General features: G+C 72.7%; 13 protein-coding genes and 1 riboswitch. Of the genes, 4 read left to right on the forward strand and 9 right to left on the reverse strand.

What is annotated here, in order from left to right; genetic code table 11:
* Positions 1 to 3: 3 nt before the first annotated feature.
* On the reverse strand, positions 4 to 585 hold the full coding sequence (locus ACWD5Q_RS07250) for a 2'-5' RNA ligase family protein (protein ID WP_451426043.1): 582 nt from the start codon (positions 583 to 585) through the stop codon (positions 4 to 6).
* 167 nt (positions 586 to 752) lie between these two features.
* A complete protein-coding gene (gene trpS / locus ACWD5Q_RS07255; protein ID WP_451426044.1) occupies positions 753 to 1,766 on the reverse strand; it encodes a tryptophan--tRNA ligase in 1,014 nt (337 codons plus the stop codon).
* A 117-nt stretch (positions 1,767 to 1,883) separates the two neighbouring features.
* Between trpS and ACWD5Q_RS07260 the strand changes: the two genes are divergently transcribed.
* A complete protein-coding gene (locus ACWD5Q_RS07260; protein ID WP_451426045.1) occupies positions 1,884 to 2,558 on the forward strand; it encodes a hypothetical protein in 675 nt (224 codons plus the stop codon).
* Positions 2,559 to 2,639: 81 nt separating this feature from the next.
* On the opposite strand, the gene ACWD5Q_RS07265 is transcribed toward ACWD5Q_RS07260, so the two are convergent.
* Positions 2,640 to 4,091 carry a glycine hydroxymethyltransferase gene (locus ACWD5Q_RS07265; RefSeq protein WP_451426046.1) on the reverse strand — a complete coding sequence of 484 codons (1,452 nt, stop codon included), beginning with the start codon at positions 4,089 to 4,091 and terminating at the stop codon, positions 2,640 to 2,642.
* 40 nt (positions 4,092 to 4,131) lie between these two features.
* Positions 4,132 to 4,220: riboswitch (ZMP/ZTP riboswitch) on the reverse strand.
* Between the two features lie 321 nt (positions 4,221 to 4,541).
* Between ACWD5Q_RS07265 and ACWD5Q_RS07270 the strand changes: the two genes are divergently transcribed.
* Positions 4,542 to 5,396 carry a hypothetical protein gene (locus ACWD5Q_RS07270; protein WP_451426153.1) on the forward strand — a complete coding sequence of 285 codons (855 nt, stop codon included), beginning with the start codon at positions 4,542 to 4,544 and terminating at the stop codon, positions 5,394 to 5,396.
* Positions 5,397 to 5,413: 17 nt separating this feature from the next.
* On the opposite strand, the gene pdxR is transcribed toward ACWD5Q_RS07270, so the two are convergent.
* The gene (gene pdxR, locus ACWD5Q_RS07275) at positions 5,414 to 6,805 is read right to left on the reverse strand and encodes a MocR-like pyridoxine biosynthesis transcription factor PdxR (RefSeq protein ID WP_451426047.1); all 1,392 of its coding nucleotides are present in this window, start codon (positions 6,803 to 6,805) and stop codon (positions 5,414 to 5,416) included.
* A 68-nt stretch (positions 6,806 to 6,873) separates the two neighbouring features.
* Here pdxR and ACWD5Q_RS07280 point away from each other — a divergent pair, with 68 nt between their 5' ends.
* Positions 6,874 to 7,398 carry a carboxymuconolactone decarboxylase family protein gene (locus ACWD5Q_RS07280; protein ID WP_451426154.1) on the forward strand — a complete coding sequence of 175 codons (525 nt, stop codon included), beginning with the start codon at positions 6,874 to 6,876 and terminating at the stop codon, positions 7,396 to 7,398.
* A gap of 137 nt (positions 7,399 to 7,535) precedes the next feature.
* Here the strand turns inward: ACWD5Q_RS07280 and ACWD5Q_RS07285 are convergent, their stop codons facing one another.
* The 5 genes from ACWD5Q_RS07285 to ACWD5Q_RS07305 all read right to left on the reverse strand — a co-directional run bounded on the left by ACWD5Q_RS07285 (position 7,536) and on the right by ACWD5Q_RS07305 (position 14,836).
* A complete protein-coding gene (locus ACWD5Q_RS07285) occupies positions 7,536 to 8,495 on the reverse strand; it encodes an ABC transporter substrate-binding protein (protein ID WP_451426048.1) in 960 nt (319 codons plus the stop codon).
* Position 8,496: 1 nt separating this feature from the next.
* On the reverse strand, positions 8,497 to 10,437 hold the full coding sequence (locus tag ACWD5Q_RS07290; protein WP_451426049.1) for an ABC transporter permease: 1,941 nt from the start codon (positions 10,435 to 10,437) through the stop codon (positions 8,497 to 8,499).
* Positions 10,437 to 11,714, reverse strand: a complete 1,278-nt coding sequence (locus ACWD5Q_RS07295; protein WP_451426050.1) for a quaternary amine ABC transporter ATP-binding protein — start codon at positions 11,712 to 11,714, stop codon at positions 10,437 to 10,439. The genes ACWD5Q_RS07290 and ACWD5Q_RS07295 overlap by 1 nt, the downstream gene beginning before the upstream one ends.
* On the reverse strand, positions 11,714 to 13,243 hold the full coding sequence (locus tag ACWD5Q_RS07300) for a GMC family oxidoreductase (protein WP_451426051.1): 1,530 nt from the start codon (positions 13,241 to 13,243) through the stop codon (positions 11,714 to 11,716). Before ACWD5Q_RS07300 ends, ACWD5Q_RS07295 begins: the two co-directional genes overlap by 1 nt.
* 72 nt (positions 13,244 to 13,315) lie before the next feature.
* A complete protein-coding gene (locus tag ACWD5Q_RS07305) occupies positions 13,316 to 14,836 on the reverse strand; it encodes an aldehyde dehydrogenase family protein (protein WP_451426052.1) in 1,521 nt (506 codons plus the stop codon).
* Positions 14,837 to 15,028: 192 nt separating this feature from the next.
* Here ACWD5Q_RS07305 and ACWD5Q_RS07310 point away from each other — a divergent pair, with 192 nt between their 5' ends.
* A complete protein-coding gene (locus tag ACWD5Q_RS07310; RefSeq protein ID WP_451426053.1) occupies positions 15,029 to 15,808 on the forward strand; it encodes a hypothetical protein in 780 nt (259 codons plus the stop codon).
* Positions 15,809 to 15,890 lie beyond the last annotated feature (82 nt).

Raw genomic sequence — 15,890 nt, forward strand, 5'->3', positions numbered from 1 at the left:
GCACTAACGGGCGGGGAGGGTGGCGTCCTCGGTCGGGGCGGCGGCCTGGGGCGGCACCACGGCGCTCCCGAACGGGAACTCCCGCAGCTTGCGCCAGACGCCGTCCGGGCCCTGCTCGTACAGGGCGAAGCCCGTGCACGGCCACTCGGCCTCGTAGCCGGACAGCTCCTCGTACGCCCGGTCCATGGACGCCTCGTCGATCCCGTGGGCCACCGTGACATGCGGGTGGTACGGGAACAGCAGCTCGCGCGCCACCGGCCCGGAGGCGTCCCGGACCTGCTTCTGCAGCCAGGCGCACTCCTGCGCGCCCTCGACGACCCGGACGTACACCACGGGTGACAGGGGCCGGAACGTGCCCGTCCCGGACAGCCGCATCGGGAAGGGACGGCCGGCCGTCGCGACGTCGACGAGGTGCGCCTCGATCGCGGACAGGTCGGCGGCGTCGACCTCCGTCGGCGGCAGCAGGGTGACGTGTGTGGGGATGCCGTAGGCCGCGGCGTCGCCGAAGCCCGCGCGCAGCTCCTGGAGCAGGCTGCCGTGAGGCTCCGGGACCGCGATCGACACACCGATCGTTACGGTCCCCACGTCGTCTCCTGTCGTCGTGTCCTGGTGTCGTGCTGGTGTGCGTGGCGGGCGGCAGGACGGGCCGCCGCCCGGTGTTCGCTTTCCGACTGTACGACCACGCCCTGCCGTCGGGCAGGCACCGTCACAGTGGAGTGCAGCACTCCACGGCGCGTCGGGGCACGGGCGGGTCAGTGCTTGGCGGGCAGGAAGCCCACCCGGTCGTACGCCTGGGCGAGGGTCTCCGCCGCGACGGCACGCGCCTTCTCCGCCCCCTTGGCCAGGACCGAGTCGAGCGTCTCGGGGTCGTCCAGGTACTGCTGGGTGCGCTCCCGGAACGGCGTCACGAAGTCGACCATGATCTCGGCGAGGTCCGTCTTGAGCGCGCCGTAGCCCTTGCCGGCGTAGCGCTGCTCCAGTTCGGCGACACCGGTGCCGGTGAGGGTGGAGTAGACAGTCAGCAGGTTGCTGACGCCCGGCTTCTCCTCCGGGTCGAACCGGATCACGGTGTCCGTGTCCGTGACGGCGCTCTTGACCTTCTTGGCGGTGGTCCGCGGCTCGTCGAGCAGGTTGATCAGTCCCTTCGGCGTGGACGCCGACTTGCTCATCTTGATCGACGGGTCCTGAAGGTCGTAGATCTTCGCCGTCTCCTTGAGGATGTACGGCCGCGGGACCGTGAAGGTCTCGCCGAAGCGGCCGTTGAAGCGCTCGGCGAGGTCGCGGGTCAGCTCGACGTGCTGGCGCTGGTCCTCGCCGACCGGCACCTCGTTCGCCTGGTACAGCAGGATGTCGGCGACCTGGAGGATCGGGTACGTGAACAGGCCCACGCTCGCGCGGTCGGCGCCCTGCTTGACGGACTTGTCCTTGAACTGGGTCATCCGGCTCGCCTCGCCGAAGCCGGTGAGGCAGTTCATGACCCAGGCGAGCTGGGCGTGCTCGGGGACATGGCTCTGGACGAAGAGCGTGCACCGGTCCGGGTCCAGCCCGGCCGCGAGCAGCTGGGCGGCGGCCAGACGGGTGTTGGCGCGCAGTTCCTTCGGGTCCTGGGGGACCGTGATCGCGTGCAGGTCGACGACCATGTAGAACGCGTCGTGGGTCTCCTGGAGGGCCACCCACTGGCGGACGGCACCGAGGTAGTTGCCGAGGTGAAACGAGCCGGCGGTGGGCTGGATTCCGGAGAGCACGCGGGGACTGTCTGAGGCCATGTTCACCATTCTCTCAGGTTCGGGGGACCGGTCCGGAAGCGGAGGGAGATCAGGTGCGGAGCGGACCGTGCCCCATGCGGTCACCCGGCGGTGCGGCGCACGGTGTAACAAGGGGGCATGAGGAGCGAGGGGGAAGGCGTGCGCGGGGTGGGTGCGCTGATGGTGGCGCTGACGGTGACGGTCGCGGTGCTCGCGGGGTCGGCCGCGCCGGCGCGGGCGATGGCCAAGGACATCCCCGATCTGGCACTCGTCGTGACGAACGGCACGGGCCGTACGACGACGCTGCGCTCCGGGGACCGGGACTTCGCGCTGCTGTGGCAGCTGACGGCCCCGACGGAGACCTCGACCGAGCCGGTGCCGGACGCCTGGGCCGAGGGCCGGTATCCGCGGGTGCGGGCCACCGTGGTGTGGGCGCTGACCGGGATCGGGGGATGGCCGTACACGCGCCGGGCGCCGGGCGGCGATGTGGCGGTGGAGCGGGAGGACCAGGTGTTCCTGGCGGCGGACGGGACGGCGTGGGTGCGGTCCGATCCGGCGCCGGACGTCTCCGACGACGACATCCGGTGGCACCGAGCACCGCGGCCGGTCTTCGACCGGCTGGTGAGGGACGGGCTGCTCGGACAGCCGGTCCCCGCGGCCGGCAACGGCTCCTCGGACGGCCTGCGCTGGGGGGCCGCGGGACTCGTGGCGGGGCTGGCGCTGGGTGTCTGCGGCGCCTACGCCGTGCGACGGGCCGCGGCCCGGAGGCAGGGGGTGCCTCGCGAGCCGCGGCAGGAACTGATCGAACTGTGAACGCCCGGTCCGTGAGCGCCGGTCCGTGAGGGTCCTTGCACACCGGTCCGTGACCGCCCGTGAGGCCGGCCGGCGGCCGGATCAGCCCAGGTCGATCTCCGGGTAGAGCGGGAAGCCCTGGAGCAGGTCGCTCGCCCGGTGGGCGACCTCGTCGGCGATCTTCGGGTCCAGGATGTGATGGGCCTTCGACGGGGTGCCCTTGGCGGTGGTGCCGGGGGCGGTCGTGGTGAGGACGCGGTCGATCAGGGCCCCGATCTCGTCCATCTCCACCGTGCCGAGGCCCCGGGTGGTGAGGGCGGGCGTGCCGATGCGGATGCCGGAGGTGTACCAGGCGCCGTTCGGGTCGGCCGGGATGGCGTTGCGGTTGGTGACGATGCCCGCGTCCAGCAGGGCCGCCTCGGCCTGGCGGCCGGTGAGGCCGTAGGAGGTCTCCACGTCGATCAGGTTGAGGTGGTTGTCCGTGCCGCCGGTGACGAGCGTGGCGCCGCGGCGCATCAGGCCCTCGGCGAGTGCGCGGGAGTTGTCGACGATCCGCTGGGCGTAGTCCTGGAAGGAGGGCTGCCGGGCCTCCGCCAGCGCCACCGCCTTCGCGGCCATCACATGCGGGAGCGGTCCGCCCAGCACCATCGGGCAGCCGCGGTCGACCTGCTCCCTCAGGGAGGGGTCGCACAGGACCATGCCGCCGCGCGGGCCGCGCAGCGACTTGTGGGTGGTGGTCGTGATGATCTGCGCGTGCGGGACCGGGTCGAAGTCGCCGGTCAGCACCTTGCCCGCGACCAGGCCCGCGAAGTGGGCCATGTCGACCATGAGCGTGGCGCCGACCTCGTCGGCGATCTCGCGCATGATCCGGAAGTTCACCAGGCGGGGGTAGGCCGAGTAGCCCGCGACGATGATCAGCGGCTTGAAGTCGCGGGCGGTGGCGCGCAGGGCCTCGTAGTCGATCAGCCCGGTGGCCGGGTCGGTGCCGTAGGAGCGCTGGTCGAACATCTTGCCGGAGATGTTCGGGCGGAAGCCGTGGGTGAGGTGGCCGCCCGCGTCCAGGGACATGCCGAGCATGCGCTGGTTGCCGAAGGCCTGGCGCAGCTCCGCCCAGTCCTGCGCGGAGAGGTCGTTGACCTGGCGGACGCCCGCCTTCTGAAGGGCGGGGGCCTCGACGCGCTGGGCGAGGACGGCCCAGAAGGCGACGAGGTTGGCGTCGATGCCGGAGTGCGGCTGGACGTAGGCGTGGGGGGCGCCGAACAGGTGCTTGGCGTGCTCGGCGGCGAGCGCCTCGACGGTGTCGACGTTGCGGCAGCCGGCGTAGAAGCGGCGGCCGATGGTGCCCTCGGCGTACTTGTCGCTGAACCAGTTGCCCATGGCCAGCAGGGTGGCCGGGGACGCGTAGTTCTCCGAGGCGATGAGCTTGAGCATCTCGCGCTGGTCGGCGACCTCCTGCCCGATGGCGTCGGCGACGCCGGGCTCGACGGCGCGGATCACGTCGAGGGCGGCGCGGAAGGCGGTGGACTCGGTGGAGAGTGGCTGCTGCTCCGGCATGTCGGCCTCCGGGTGGCGTGGCTTGAAGCGGTCACGGTTCACGGTCGGCCCAGGCGCACGGCACTCGTCACTTCGGGGCCGCTCCCCGATGGTCGGTCCCATCCCAGCGCGCCAGTCACGGCCCGGCGATCAGCCTACCGGGCCGCTCCGGCGGCCGTGGGCCTACGTCCACCATGCGGGCCCCGGCGTGAGGCGCGCCTCGCCGGGGCGGCGGCGCGCCTCACCGGAGGGAGTCCCATGCCGCCGAGGACGACCCTCCCCGAGCGTGGTTGCCGGCGGGTGTTCGCCATGGTCGTGTCCCCCGTCGAGTGAGTTTTCGTTGAGATGTCGGTGAGATGTTGTCGACCCCGGAGTGGAGATGGACTAGAGAGGACTGGAGAGCGTCACTCTGATGTTCGATCAGCCCCCTGTTTCCGCGCGGTCCCCTACAGTCGCTTTGTGTTCTTTGGAATGGTGTGCGCTCTCGGTGCGGCGGTCTGCTTCGGTGCGGCGACGGTGTTGCAGGCGGTCGCGGCACGCGCGGCGAGCCGCCCGGGCGGAGGCGGGGACGCGGCGCTGCTGCTGCGGGCCCTGCGGCAGTGGCGGTATCTGGCGGGGCTGGCGCTGGACGGGCTCGGGTTCCTGCTGCAGATCGCGGCGCTGCGGTCGCTCCCCATCTACGCGGTGGGCGCGGCGCTCGCGTCGAGCCTGGCGGTCACGGCGGTGGCCGGGGCGCGGCTGCTGCGGGTGCGGCTGACCGGGAGCGAGTGGGCCGCGGTCGCGGTGGTGTGCGCGGGGCTCGCGATGCTGGGGCTGGCCTCCGGGGCCGAGGGCGGCCGGGCCGGGTCCATGGCGCTGAAGTACGCGCTGCTGGCGACCGCGGTGGCCGTGCTGCTGCTGGGGATGGCCGGGGGGCGGCTGCCGGGGCCGGGGCGGTCGCTGGTGCTGGGGCTGGGCGCCGGGTTCGGGTTCGGGGTGGTCGAGGTGGCGGTACGGCTGATCGACGGGCTGACACCGTCCGCCCTGCTCACCAATCCGGCGGCGTACGCGCTGCTGCTGGGCGGCGGCGCGGGCTTCCTGCTGCTGACCACGGCCCTGGAAGGCGGGTCGGTGACGGTGGCGACGGCGGGCATGGTGCTGGGCGAGACCGTGGGGCCGGCGGCGGTCGGGGTGATGTGGCTGGGCGACCGGACGCGCGAGGGCCTGACCTGGCTGGCGGTGCTCGGCTTCGGTGTCGCCGTGGTGGGGGCGCTGCTGCTGGCCCGGTTCGGCGAGGCGCCGGCGGCGACGGCCCCGGCGGCGAACGTCCCGGCCGGCCAGGCCTGATCACGGCCGCCCCTCGGTCACGGCAGCACCCGGCACAGGGCTTCCAGCGCCCCCGTCCACGCATGGTCCGGCGGGGTGCCGAAGCCCACGACCAGGGCGTCCAGGGGCTCGGTGGCCGCATCGGGGTGACGGAAGCGGGACAGGCCCTGAAGGGCCAGCCCCTGCCAGGCGGCTGCCCGCACCACCGCCGCCTCGGTGCCCGGTGGCAGCTCCAGCACGGCGTGCAGGCCGGCCGCGATGCCCCTGACCCTGACCCCGGGGGCGCGGGCGGAGACCGCCTCGACCAGGGCGTCGCGGCGGCGCCGGTAGCGCAGGCGGGCGGCGCGGACATGGCGGTCGTAGGCGCCGGAGGCGATGAACTCCGCCAGGGTCAGCTGGTCCAGGACGCCCCCGGACCAGCCGCCGCCCTCGCGGACCGCCATCACCTCCGGGACCAGGGACGGGGGCAGCACCATCCAGCCCAGGCGCAGCCCGGGAGCCAGTGCCTTGCCGGCGGTGCCCAGGTACACCACATGGTCCGGGTCGAGGCCCTGGAGCGCGCCCACGGGCTGGCGGTCGTAGCGGAACTCGCCGTCGTAGTCGTCCTCCAGCACCAGGCCCCCGGTGCGGCGGGCCCAGTCGACCACGGCGGCCCGGCGCCCGGACCGCAGCGCCCCGCCCATCGGGAACTGGTGCGCCGGGTTCAGCAGCACCGCCGACACGCCGGTCAGCGCGTCCGTGCGGGTCCCGAGGTCGTCGAACGGGAGCGGAACCGTGCGCAGCCCCGCCCGCTCCACGATGGTCCGGTGCACATCCAGGCCGTACGACTCCACGGCCAGCGAGCCCGTCCCGCGGTCCCGCAGCACCTCGCCGAGCAGCCGCAGGCCCTGTGCGAAGCCGGCGCAGACGACGATCCGGTCGGGGTCGGCGCGTACGCCCCGGGCCCGGGAGAGATAGCCGGCGAGCGCGGTGCGCAGTTCCACGCGACCCCGCGGGTCGCCGTAGCCGAGGGCGTCGTGGGGGGCCGCGGCGAGGGCGCGGCGGGCGGCTCTGAGCCACTCCGTCCGCGGGAAGGAGGCGAGATCGGGCTGGCCGGGGACGAGGTCGTACGGGAGGCGGCCGGGCTCCCGCGGGTGGGGGGCCGCCCGGTCGGACCGCGGGGGCACCGCGTGCTCCCCCACCCGGGTGCCCGAGCCCTGGCGTGCGGTGAGCCAGCCCTCGGCCACGAGGTCGGTGTAGGCCTCGGCGACCGTGTTCCGCGCGATGCCCAGGTCGGCCGCGAGGGAACGGGAGGAGGGCAGTCGGGTGCCGGGCGCCAGGCGCCCGGTGCGCACCGCCTCGCGCAGCGCGTCGGTCAGGCCCCGGCGCACGCCCGGACCGGTCGGCTCCAGATGGAGGTCGGTGCCCGGAATGGCCCATGATTTCCCCATGGAAATGGACCATACTCCTGGGCTGGTTCGCTCCTAGGGTCGAGGGCATGACGACGAACGACCACACCATGACCGACGACCACACCACGACGACCGGCGAGGCCGCGACGAGCGTGGAGTACGCGCCCGAGCACACGCCCCGGCTGAACTGGGCCCGGCACGCCCCCGAGGTCTACCGGACGATGGTCCGGCTCGACGCGGCCGCCGGGCAGGGCCTCGAACCGAAGCTGCGCGAGCTGGTGAAGATCCGCGCCTCGCAGCTCAACCACTGCGCCTTCTGCCTCGACATGCACACCAAGGACGCGCTCGCCGCGGGCGAGAGCGTCGAGCGGATCGTTCAGCTCGGCGCCTGGGAGGAGTCGCGGCACTTCTACACGGAGCAGGAGATCGCGGCGCTGGAACTGACGGAGGCGGTCACGGTCCTCACCGACGGATTCGTGCCGGACGAGGTGTACGAGAGGGCCGCCCAGCACTTCGACGAGGCGGAGCTGTCCCATCTGATCGCCTCGATCACGGTGATCAACGCCTGGAACCGGTTCGGCGTGACGACCCGTGCCGTGCCGGGCCACTACCGGCCGGGGCAGTACAAGTGACGTGGTGAGCGGAGCCGGCGCGTTCGGGGCCGGGCTGGGCGGGCGCGGGGTCGCCCGCGCCCGCCGTCGGGCCCTGGTCGCAGCGCAGCCGCGCGGCGGCCCCGGGGAGGACCGCCGCGCGGCTGCGGCAAGGCTGATCAGGACAGCCACGCCCGCCAGGTCGAGGGGTGGCCCTCCACCCACTTCTTCGCGGCCTGGTCCGGGGTGAGCTTCTGGTCGGCGATCATCAACGCGACCTCGTTCTGGTCCTCGGTGGTCCAGTGGAACTTCTTCAGGAAGGCCGCCGCCTTCCCGCCGCTGTGCGCGAAGCCCGCGTTCAGGTACTTCTGCAGCGGGGTGTGCGGATACGCGCAGGCGACCTTCGCCGCGTCCTGGTCGCAGCCCTCCTTGTACGGCGGCAGCTTCACCTCGGTCATCGGGACCTTCTCGAACAGCCACTGCGGCGCGTACCAGTACGTCAGGAAGGGCTTGTGCTCCTTCGCGAACTGCCTGATCTGCGTGATCTGCGCGGCCTCGGAACCGGCGAACACCACCTGGTAGTCCAGCTTCAGACTGTTCACCAGCGCCTTGTCGTTGGTGACGTAGGACGGCGAGCCGTCCATCAACTGGCCCTTGGCGCCGCTCTCCGCGGTGCGGAACAGGTGCGCGTACGTGTTGAGGTTCCTCCAGTCCGTGATGTCGGGGTGCTGCTTGACGAGGTACGTCGGGACGAACCAGCCGATGTGACCGGTGACCCCGAGACCGCCGCCGCGGACGATGGTCTTCTTGTCCTCGACGTACCGCTTCTCCTGGTCGGGGTGGCCCCAGTCCTCCAGGAGCGCGTCGACCCGGCCCTGGCCGAGGGCGTCCCAGGCGGGCACCTCGTCGACCTGGACGGTGTCGACCCGGTAGCCGAGCTTGTGCTCCAGGATGTACTGGGCCACGGCCACGTTCGCCTGCGCGCCCACCCACGACTGCACCGACAGGGTCACCGTCTTCGCACCCTGGGCACCCGCGAACGGCGAGGCCTGCCTGGTCATGTCGGCGGCACCGCAGCCCGTGGTCAGCGCCAGCACGGCGAGGGCGGCGGTCAGCGTCTTCGTGCGTGTACGAGCCATGTCACGCTCCCTTCCTCGCGCGGCGCTCCGTCGGCTGGGTCACCCGGTCGAGCATCAGGCCGAGGCAGACGATCGCCGCGCCGGCCACCAGACCGGTCGCCAGGTCGCCCTGCGCGAGGCCGAAGACGACGTCGTAGCCGAGCGCGCCGCCGCCGACCAGACCGCCGATGATGACGACGGCGAGGACCAGGACCACGCCCTGGTTGACCGCGAGCAGCAGCGCCGGGCGGGCGAGCGGGAGCTGGACCTGGCGCAACTGCTGGACGCCGGTCGCGCCCAGCGAACGCGCCGACTCCAGGGCGGCCGGGTCGACCTGGCGCAGGCCCTGGGCGGTGATGCGGACGACGGCCGGGAGCGCGTAGACGACCGCCGCCGCGACGGCGGGCGCGCGGCCGACGCCGAGCAGCGCGACGACCGGGATCAGATACACGAACTGCGGCATCGTCTGGAAGACGTCCAGGACCGGGCGCAGCAGCCGTTCGAAGCGGTCGCTGCGGGCGGCCGCGATCCCGGTCGCGACACCGAGGACGAGGGTGACGGCGACGGCCGCCAGCACCTGGGACAGCGTGTCCAGGGACGGCTTCCACACGCCGAGCACACCGGTCGCGGCCATCGCGAGGACGGCGGTGAGCGCGGTGCGCCAGGTCCCGATCAGCCAGGCCAGCGCGGCGACGACGAGCAGGACCGACCACCAGGGCAGCCACTGCAGCCCGGCGCGCACGGGGTCCAGGATCCAGGGGGTGAAGTGGGCCGCCCAGTCGGCGGTGCCGCCCACGTAGGGGACGCCCGAGTACAGATGGGCGGTCATCCAGTCGACGGCGCTGTTCACCGGAGCGGCGATCCGTACGGTCCACGCGCCGGGCCACTCCAGCCGGCCGGCGAGACGCGCGGTCAGCGCGACGGCGACGGTCAGGGCGGCGGCGTACGCCCATCCGGCGCGCCCGCCGGGCCGCTCGGCCCCGGCCCCCGCCGCACCGGTGACCCGGTCCAGGACGACCGCGAGCAGCACGATCGGGATGCCGGCGGCGAGCGCGGCGCCCACGTCGACGGAGGCGAGCGCCTGGTAGACGCGGTCACCGAGACCGCCGGCGCCGATCACGGAGGCGATGACCGCCATGGACAGCGCCATCATGATCGTCTGGTTGAGGCCGAGCAGCAGTTCCTTGCGGGCCAGTGGCAGCCGGGCGGTGAGCAGCCGCTGGCGGGCGGTGGTGCCGAGCGACTCGACCGCCTCCAGGACCTCCTTGTCGGCGCCGCGCAGGCCCAGCGCGGTGAGCCGGGCCATGGGCGGGGCGGCGTAGACGACCGTGGCGAGCACGGCCGCGGGGACACCGATGCCGAAGACCAGGACGACGGGCAGGAGGTACGCGAACGCCGGCAGCACCTGCATGGTGTCGAGGACCGGGCGCAGGGCGCGGAACGTACGGTCCGACAGGCCCGCGGCGAGGCCCAGCAGCGCGCCGAGCAGCACCGAGACGAGTACCGCGACCACCATGAGCGCCAGTGTCTGCATGGTGGGCACCCACATGCCGAGCAGACCGCAGACGAGGAACGCGGCCGCCGTGCCGAGGGCCAGGCGGACGCCCGCGGCGCGCCAGGCCAGCAGCGCGGCGGCGGCCGTCACGCCCGCCCAGCCCGCCGCGAGCAGCGCGAGGTAGACGGCGCGCACGGACAGGACGACGGCGTTGCTGACGTAGCCGAAGAAGTACAGGAAGAGGGGGTGGCTGTCGCGGTGGTCGATGATCCAGTTGCTGGCCGAGGCCAGCGGCTCGGAGAGGTCGACGGTGAGCGCGTGCGGCCAGGTGCCGCTCGCCCAGCGGGCGTGGGCCAGCGGTACGAGCACCGCCGCGACGGCCGCGAGCAGCAGGAGCTTGCCCACGGCACGGTGTCTGAGCAGGCCCGGAACCGTGGCCTTGGGAGCGGTCGCGGTGAGCGTGGCCATCACGCCACCTCCTCGGCCTGTCCCGTTCCGGTCACGGCGCTGTGCCCCGTTCCGTGCGCGGCGGCCTGGTCGGATGGGGCGGTGGCCTGGTCCGACGGGGTGGCGGGGTGCTGGTCCGTTCCGGTCGCGGCGGCCTGACCGGTGCCGGCCACGACTCCCTCGCTCGCTCCGGTCGCGGCGGCCTGGTCCGTTCCGGCCATGGCGTCCTGGTCCGTTCCGGCCACGACGCCGAGGAGGCGTTCGTGGTCGACGACGCCGAGGCAGCGGCCCTCGTCCATGACGCGGGCCGGGGAGCCGGTGCGGGCGACCGCCTCGATCGCCTCCGAGACCGTGGCGTCCGGCGACACCGCCGGACCGCCCCCCGCCTCCTCCGCGGACGCGGTGCGCATGGCCGAGCGGACGGTCATGACCTGCTCGCGCGGCACGTCCCGGACGAACGCGCGGACGTAGTCGTCGGCCGGGGAGCCCACGATCTCCTCGGGGGTGCCGAGCTGCACGATCCGGCCGTCACGCATCAGGGCGATGCGGTCGCCCAGCTTGAGGGCCTCGCTCAGATCGTGCGTGATGAAGACCATCGTGCGGCCCTCCTCACGGTGCAGCCGGACCACCTCCTCCTGCATATCGCGCCGGATCAGCGGATCGAGCGCACTGAACGGCTCGTCGAACAGGAGCACTTCGGGGTCGACGGCGAGCGCGCGGGCGAGTCCGACCCGCTGCCGCTGGCCGCCGGACAGCTGACTGGGGCGCCGCTGCTCCATGCCCTCCAGACCGACCTTGGTGACGAACTGCGCGGCGCGCTCGCGGCGTTCGGCCCGGCCGACGCCCTGGATCTCCAGGCCGTACGCGACGTTGTCGAGGACCGTGCGGTGCGGCAGCAGGCCGAAGTGCTGGAAGACCATCGCGGCGCGGTGCCGCCGCAGTTCGCGCAGCCGTGCCTTGTCCATGGCGCGGACGTCCTCGCCGTCGATGGCGATGGCGCCCGCGGTCGGTTCGATCAGCCGGGTCAGACAGCGCACGAGGGTGGACTTGCCGGAGCCGGACAGGCCCATGACGACGAAGACCTCGCCCTTGCGGACGTCGAAGCCCACATCGCGGACTGCGGCCGTGCAGCCGGTGCGTTCGCGCAGCTCGGCGGCCGGCAGCGCGGCGAGTTCGGGGTCGTCCGGGATGCGGCCGGCCTTCGGGCCGAAGACCTTCCACAGGCCGCCGACCGAGAAGACGGGGGCGTCGGCGGAGGTGTCGGTGGGCGGTTTACGGGTGGGAACCGAGAGAGCCATCAGGCCTCACCTCCGAGCAGGTCGGCGGCTTTCTCCCCGACCATGAGCACCCCGATCATCGGGTTCACGGCGGGCATGGTGGGGAAGACGGACGCGTCGGCGACGCGGATACCGTCCAGGCCGCGGATCTTCAACTCGGAGTCGACCACGGCGAGTTCGTCGGCCGCCGCACCCATGCGACAGGTACCGGCCGGGTGGTACACGGTGTGGGCGACCTGGCGCGCGTAGGCGCTCAGTTCCTCGTCGCCGGTAATGTCCGGGCCGGGGCACACCTCCCGCTTCAGCCAGCCGGCCAGCGGCTCGGTCTTCGCGATCTCGCGGGCGATCCGGATCCCGTCGACGAGGGTGCGGCCGTCGTAGTCGTCCTCGTCGGTGAAGTAGCGGAAGTCGAGCGCGGGCTTGTCGGCCGGGTCGGCGCTCGTGAGGCAGAGGCGGCCACGGCTCTTCGGCTTGGGGATGTTCGGGGTCATCGAGACGCCGAACTCCGGCCGCTCGTACCCCAGTCGCTCCGGATTGTCCGTGAACGGGATCTGGTAGAAGTGGAACATCAGGTCCGGGCCCGGGCGCTCGGGGTCGCGGCGCACGAACAGTCCGGCGTCGCTGTCCATCGCCGAGTTCTCCGGGATCGGTCCGTGTGTCTCCCACACGATCACCGACTCGGGGTGGTCGAGCAGGTTCTCGCCGACGCCCGGCAGATCGAGCACGACCGGTATGCCGAGCTTCTCCAGGTCGGCCTTGGGGCCGATGCCCGAGTGCAGCAGCAGCCGCGGTGAGTCGACGGCGCCGGCGCACAGCACGACCTCCTGCCGGGCCCGCACGAGGATCTCCTCGCCGTCCTTGGTGCGCACGTGCACGCCCTGCGCGCGGGTGCCCTCCAGCTGAAGCCTGTAGGCCCAGGTCTCCAGGAGGATCGTCAGGTTGGGGCGCTCGTCCATCACCGGATGCAGATACGCCACCGACGCGCTGGAGCGCTTGTTGTTCTCGGGGTGGTAGGCGAGGTCGAAGAAGCCGACGCCCTCGGTGAACGGCGTTCTGTTGAAGCCCTCCACGCGCGGCACGCCGAGCGCCTCCTGGGCAGCGTCCACGAAGTCGCGGGCGATGGCGTTCCGGTCCTTCTCGTCGACCGGGACGATGTTGTTGAGGAGGCGGGCGTAGTACGCCTCCATCGGGACGGCGCCCCAGCCCTCGGCGCCGGCCGCCGCCCACTCGTCCCAGTCGGAGGGCAGTGGCTTGAACGCGATCAGGGTGTTGTGCGAGGAGCAGCCGCCGAGTACACGGGCGCGGCTGTGCCGGATGTGGGAGTTGCCGCGCGGCTGCTCGGTGGTCGGGTAGTCGTAGTCCAGTTCGCCGCCGAGCAGGCCCATCCAGCGGCGCAGGGTGAGGACGTCGTCGCGGCCGACGTCGCTCGGGCCCCCCTCGATGACGGCGACGGTGACATCGGGGTTCTCGGTGAGGCGGGAGGCGATGACGGAACCCGCGGTGCCACCGCCGATCACGACATAGTCGTATTCGTACGCATTCGGGTGCATGGGGAGCTGCTCCAAAGGTGCTGTGGGGGGACGGGAAGGGGGACGGGGGCGCCGGGACGGGGGCGGCCGGGGTCAGCCCGCGAACCAGCGGACCGGCTTCGGAGCGAGGTTCTGGTAGACGTGCTTGGCCTCGCGGTACTCGGCGAGGCCCGCGGGGCCGAGTTCGCGGCCGGTGCCGCTCTTGCCGAAGCCGCCCCACTCCGCCTGCGGGAGGTAGGGGTGGAAGTCGTTGATCCAGACGGTGCCGTGGCGCAGCCGCCCGGCGACGCGGCGGGCGCGGCCCGCGTCGGTGGTCCACACGGCGCCGGCGAGGCCGTACTCGGTGTCGTTGGCGAGCGCGACCGCCTCGTCCTCGGTGCGGAAGGTCTCCACGGTCAGGACGGGCCCGAAGACCTCCTCGCGTACGACCTTCATCTCCCGGTGGCACCCGTCGAGCACGGTGGGCTCGTAGAAGTAGCCGCCGGCCGGCCTGGTCCCGTCCGGCTCGGGGCGCCTGCCGCCACTGCGCAGCACGGCGCCCTCGGCCAGCGCGGAGGCGACGTACGCCTCGGTCTTGGCGCGCTGCTGGGCGGAGACCAGCGGGCCGCACTCGATGTCCTTCTCGGTGCCGCGGCCGAGGCGTATCCGGCTCGCGCGGCGGGCGAGTTCGGCGACGAAGCGTTCCTTGACGGACTCCTCGACGATGAGGCGGGAGCCGGCCGAGCACACCTGGCCGCTGTGGATGAAGGCCGCGTTGAGGGCCTGGTCGACGGCGGAGTCGAAGCCCTCGTCGGTGGCGCAGGCGTCGGCGAAGACGACATTGGGGTTCTTGCCGCCGAGTTCGAGGGCGACCTTCTTCACGCCGGCGGCCGCGGCCTGCGCGACCTTCGTACCGCTGACGAGTCCGCCGGTGAAGGAGACCAGGTCGACGCCGGGGTGCTCGGCGAGCCGGGCGCCGACCGTGTGGCCGGGGCCGGTGACGATGCCCGCCACCCCGGCGGGCAGTCCTGCCTCCAGAAGCAGCTCGATCAGGGCGATGGTGGTCATCGGGGTGATCTCGCTCGGCTTGACCACGAAGGTGTTGCCGGCGGCCAGCGCCGGGGCGATCTTCCAACTCGCCTGGAGCAGCGGGTAGTTCCAGGGGGTGATCAGGGCGCACACGCCGACGGGCTCGTACACCACGACGCTGTGGATGTCGGGCGAGCCGGCGTCGACGACACGGCCGGCGCTCTCGGCGGCGACGAGGCCCGCGAAATAGCGGAAGGCGTCGGCGACACAGTCGATGTCGACGCGGCCCTCCTCCAGCGTCTTGCCCGCGTCGCGGCTCTCCAGCAGACCCAGCTCTTCGCGATCGCGTACGAGAAGATCGGCGACCCGGTACAGCAGGGCGGCGCGCTCCGCCGCGGACGTGCGCGGCCAGGGCCCCTCGTCGAAGGCGTGGCGGGCGGCCGCGACGGCCACGTCGGCGTCCCGTTCGTCACCCTCCGCGACCAGGGCGAGCGGCTCGGCGTCCGCGGGGTCCAGGATCTCGCGGGTGGCGCCGGAGAGCGCCGCGTGCCACCGCCCTGCCGCATGGATGGTCTGCGCTGCCTGCCGTACCTGCTGTCCCGCCATGATCGGTATCGCCTTCCGTTCCCGTTCGGTCGCCCTGTGTCACGCGCGCGTCACCGCCAGTGGGCGACGTGCGCCTGCCCCCTGGCCGGGGATGCATGCATCGGCGTGACCGAAAGTGCTCCGCGTCACTGAAAATGCGGTCGAAAAGGGTGAAAAGTACGCTGAGGCTGAGCTACTGGTGGAGGTGACGCGATGTTCCGGACGCATGGCTTCACGATCGCGACGCGTGCGACGGTGACGGCCGCGACGATGGGCCTGCTGTTCTCCCCCGTACTGGGCGGCGTGTCGTCGGCCCGGACCGGCGGCGACCAGAGCCCCCAGCAACTGGCCGCACAGGCCCAGAGCGCACTGCGGAAGGCGACATCGGTCCGGATCCACTACCAGGACCGCAGCGCCGCCGCGGCGAACAGCATCACCCTGCCCACGGCCATGGACCTCGCGCTCGACCGGCGGGGCGACTGCGCGGGCACCCTGACCCTCGGCACGCGCGGCGGCATGGTCCAGATCATCAAACGGGGCACCGACGTGTGGCTGAAGCCGAACAAGGCGTTCTGGACGGCGGAGCTGCCGGGCGCCCGGGGCACCGCCGCGGCCGAGACGTTCAGGAACCACTACATCCACGGCTCCACGAACGACATGCTCTTCAGCGGTGTCGTCAACGCCTGCAACCTCCAGGACCTCCAGTCGGCCGCGACGGCGACGCCGCCGGCCCCCCTGAAGGAGGGCCTCGCGACGACCGTGAACGGCACCCGGGTGGTCCCGTTGTCCTTCCAGGTGAACGGCCTGACCTCGACGCTGTACGTCACGACGGGCACACCGCACCGGCTGTACCGCGCGGCCCAGAAGGGCCCGGGCACGGACCTGACCCTCACCTTCACGGACTACAACGTGCCGGTTCCGGCCAAGGTCCCGCCCGCGAGCGCGTCGCTGGACGTCTCCAAGCTCCGGGACCTGCTGCTGGGGACGGCCTGAGGCGGCACCCGCCCGAGCCCGGCCCGAGTGTCCACCGGGCCGTGCGTCCGGCCACGGCGCGAGACGATCGGCCGGCCGGCCT

It is taken from the genome of Streptomyces sp. NPDC002513 (genome assembly GCF_053595355.1).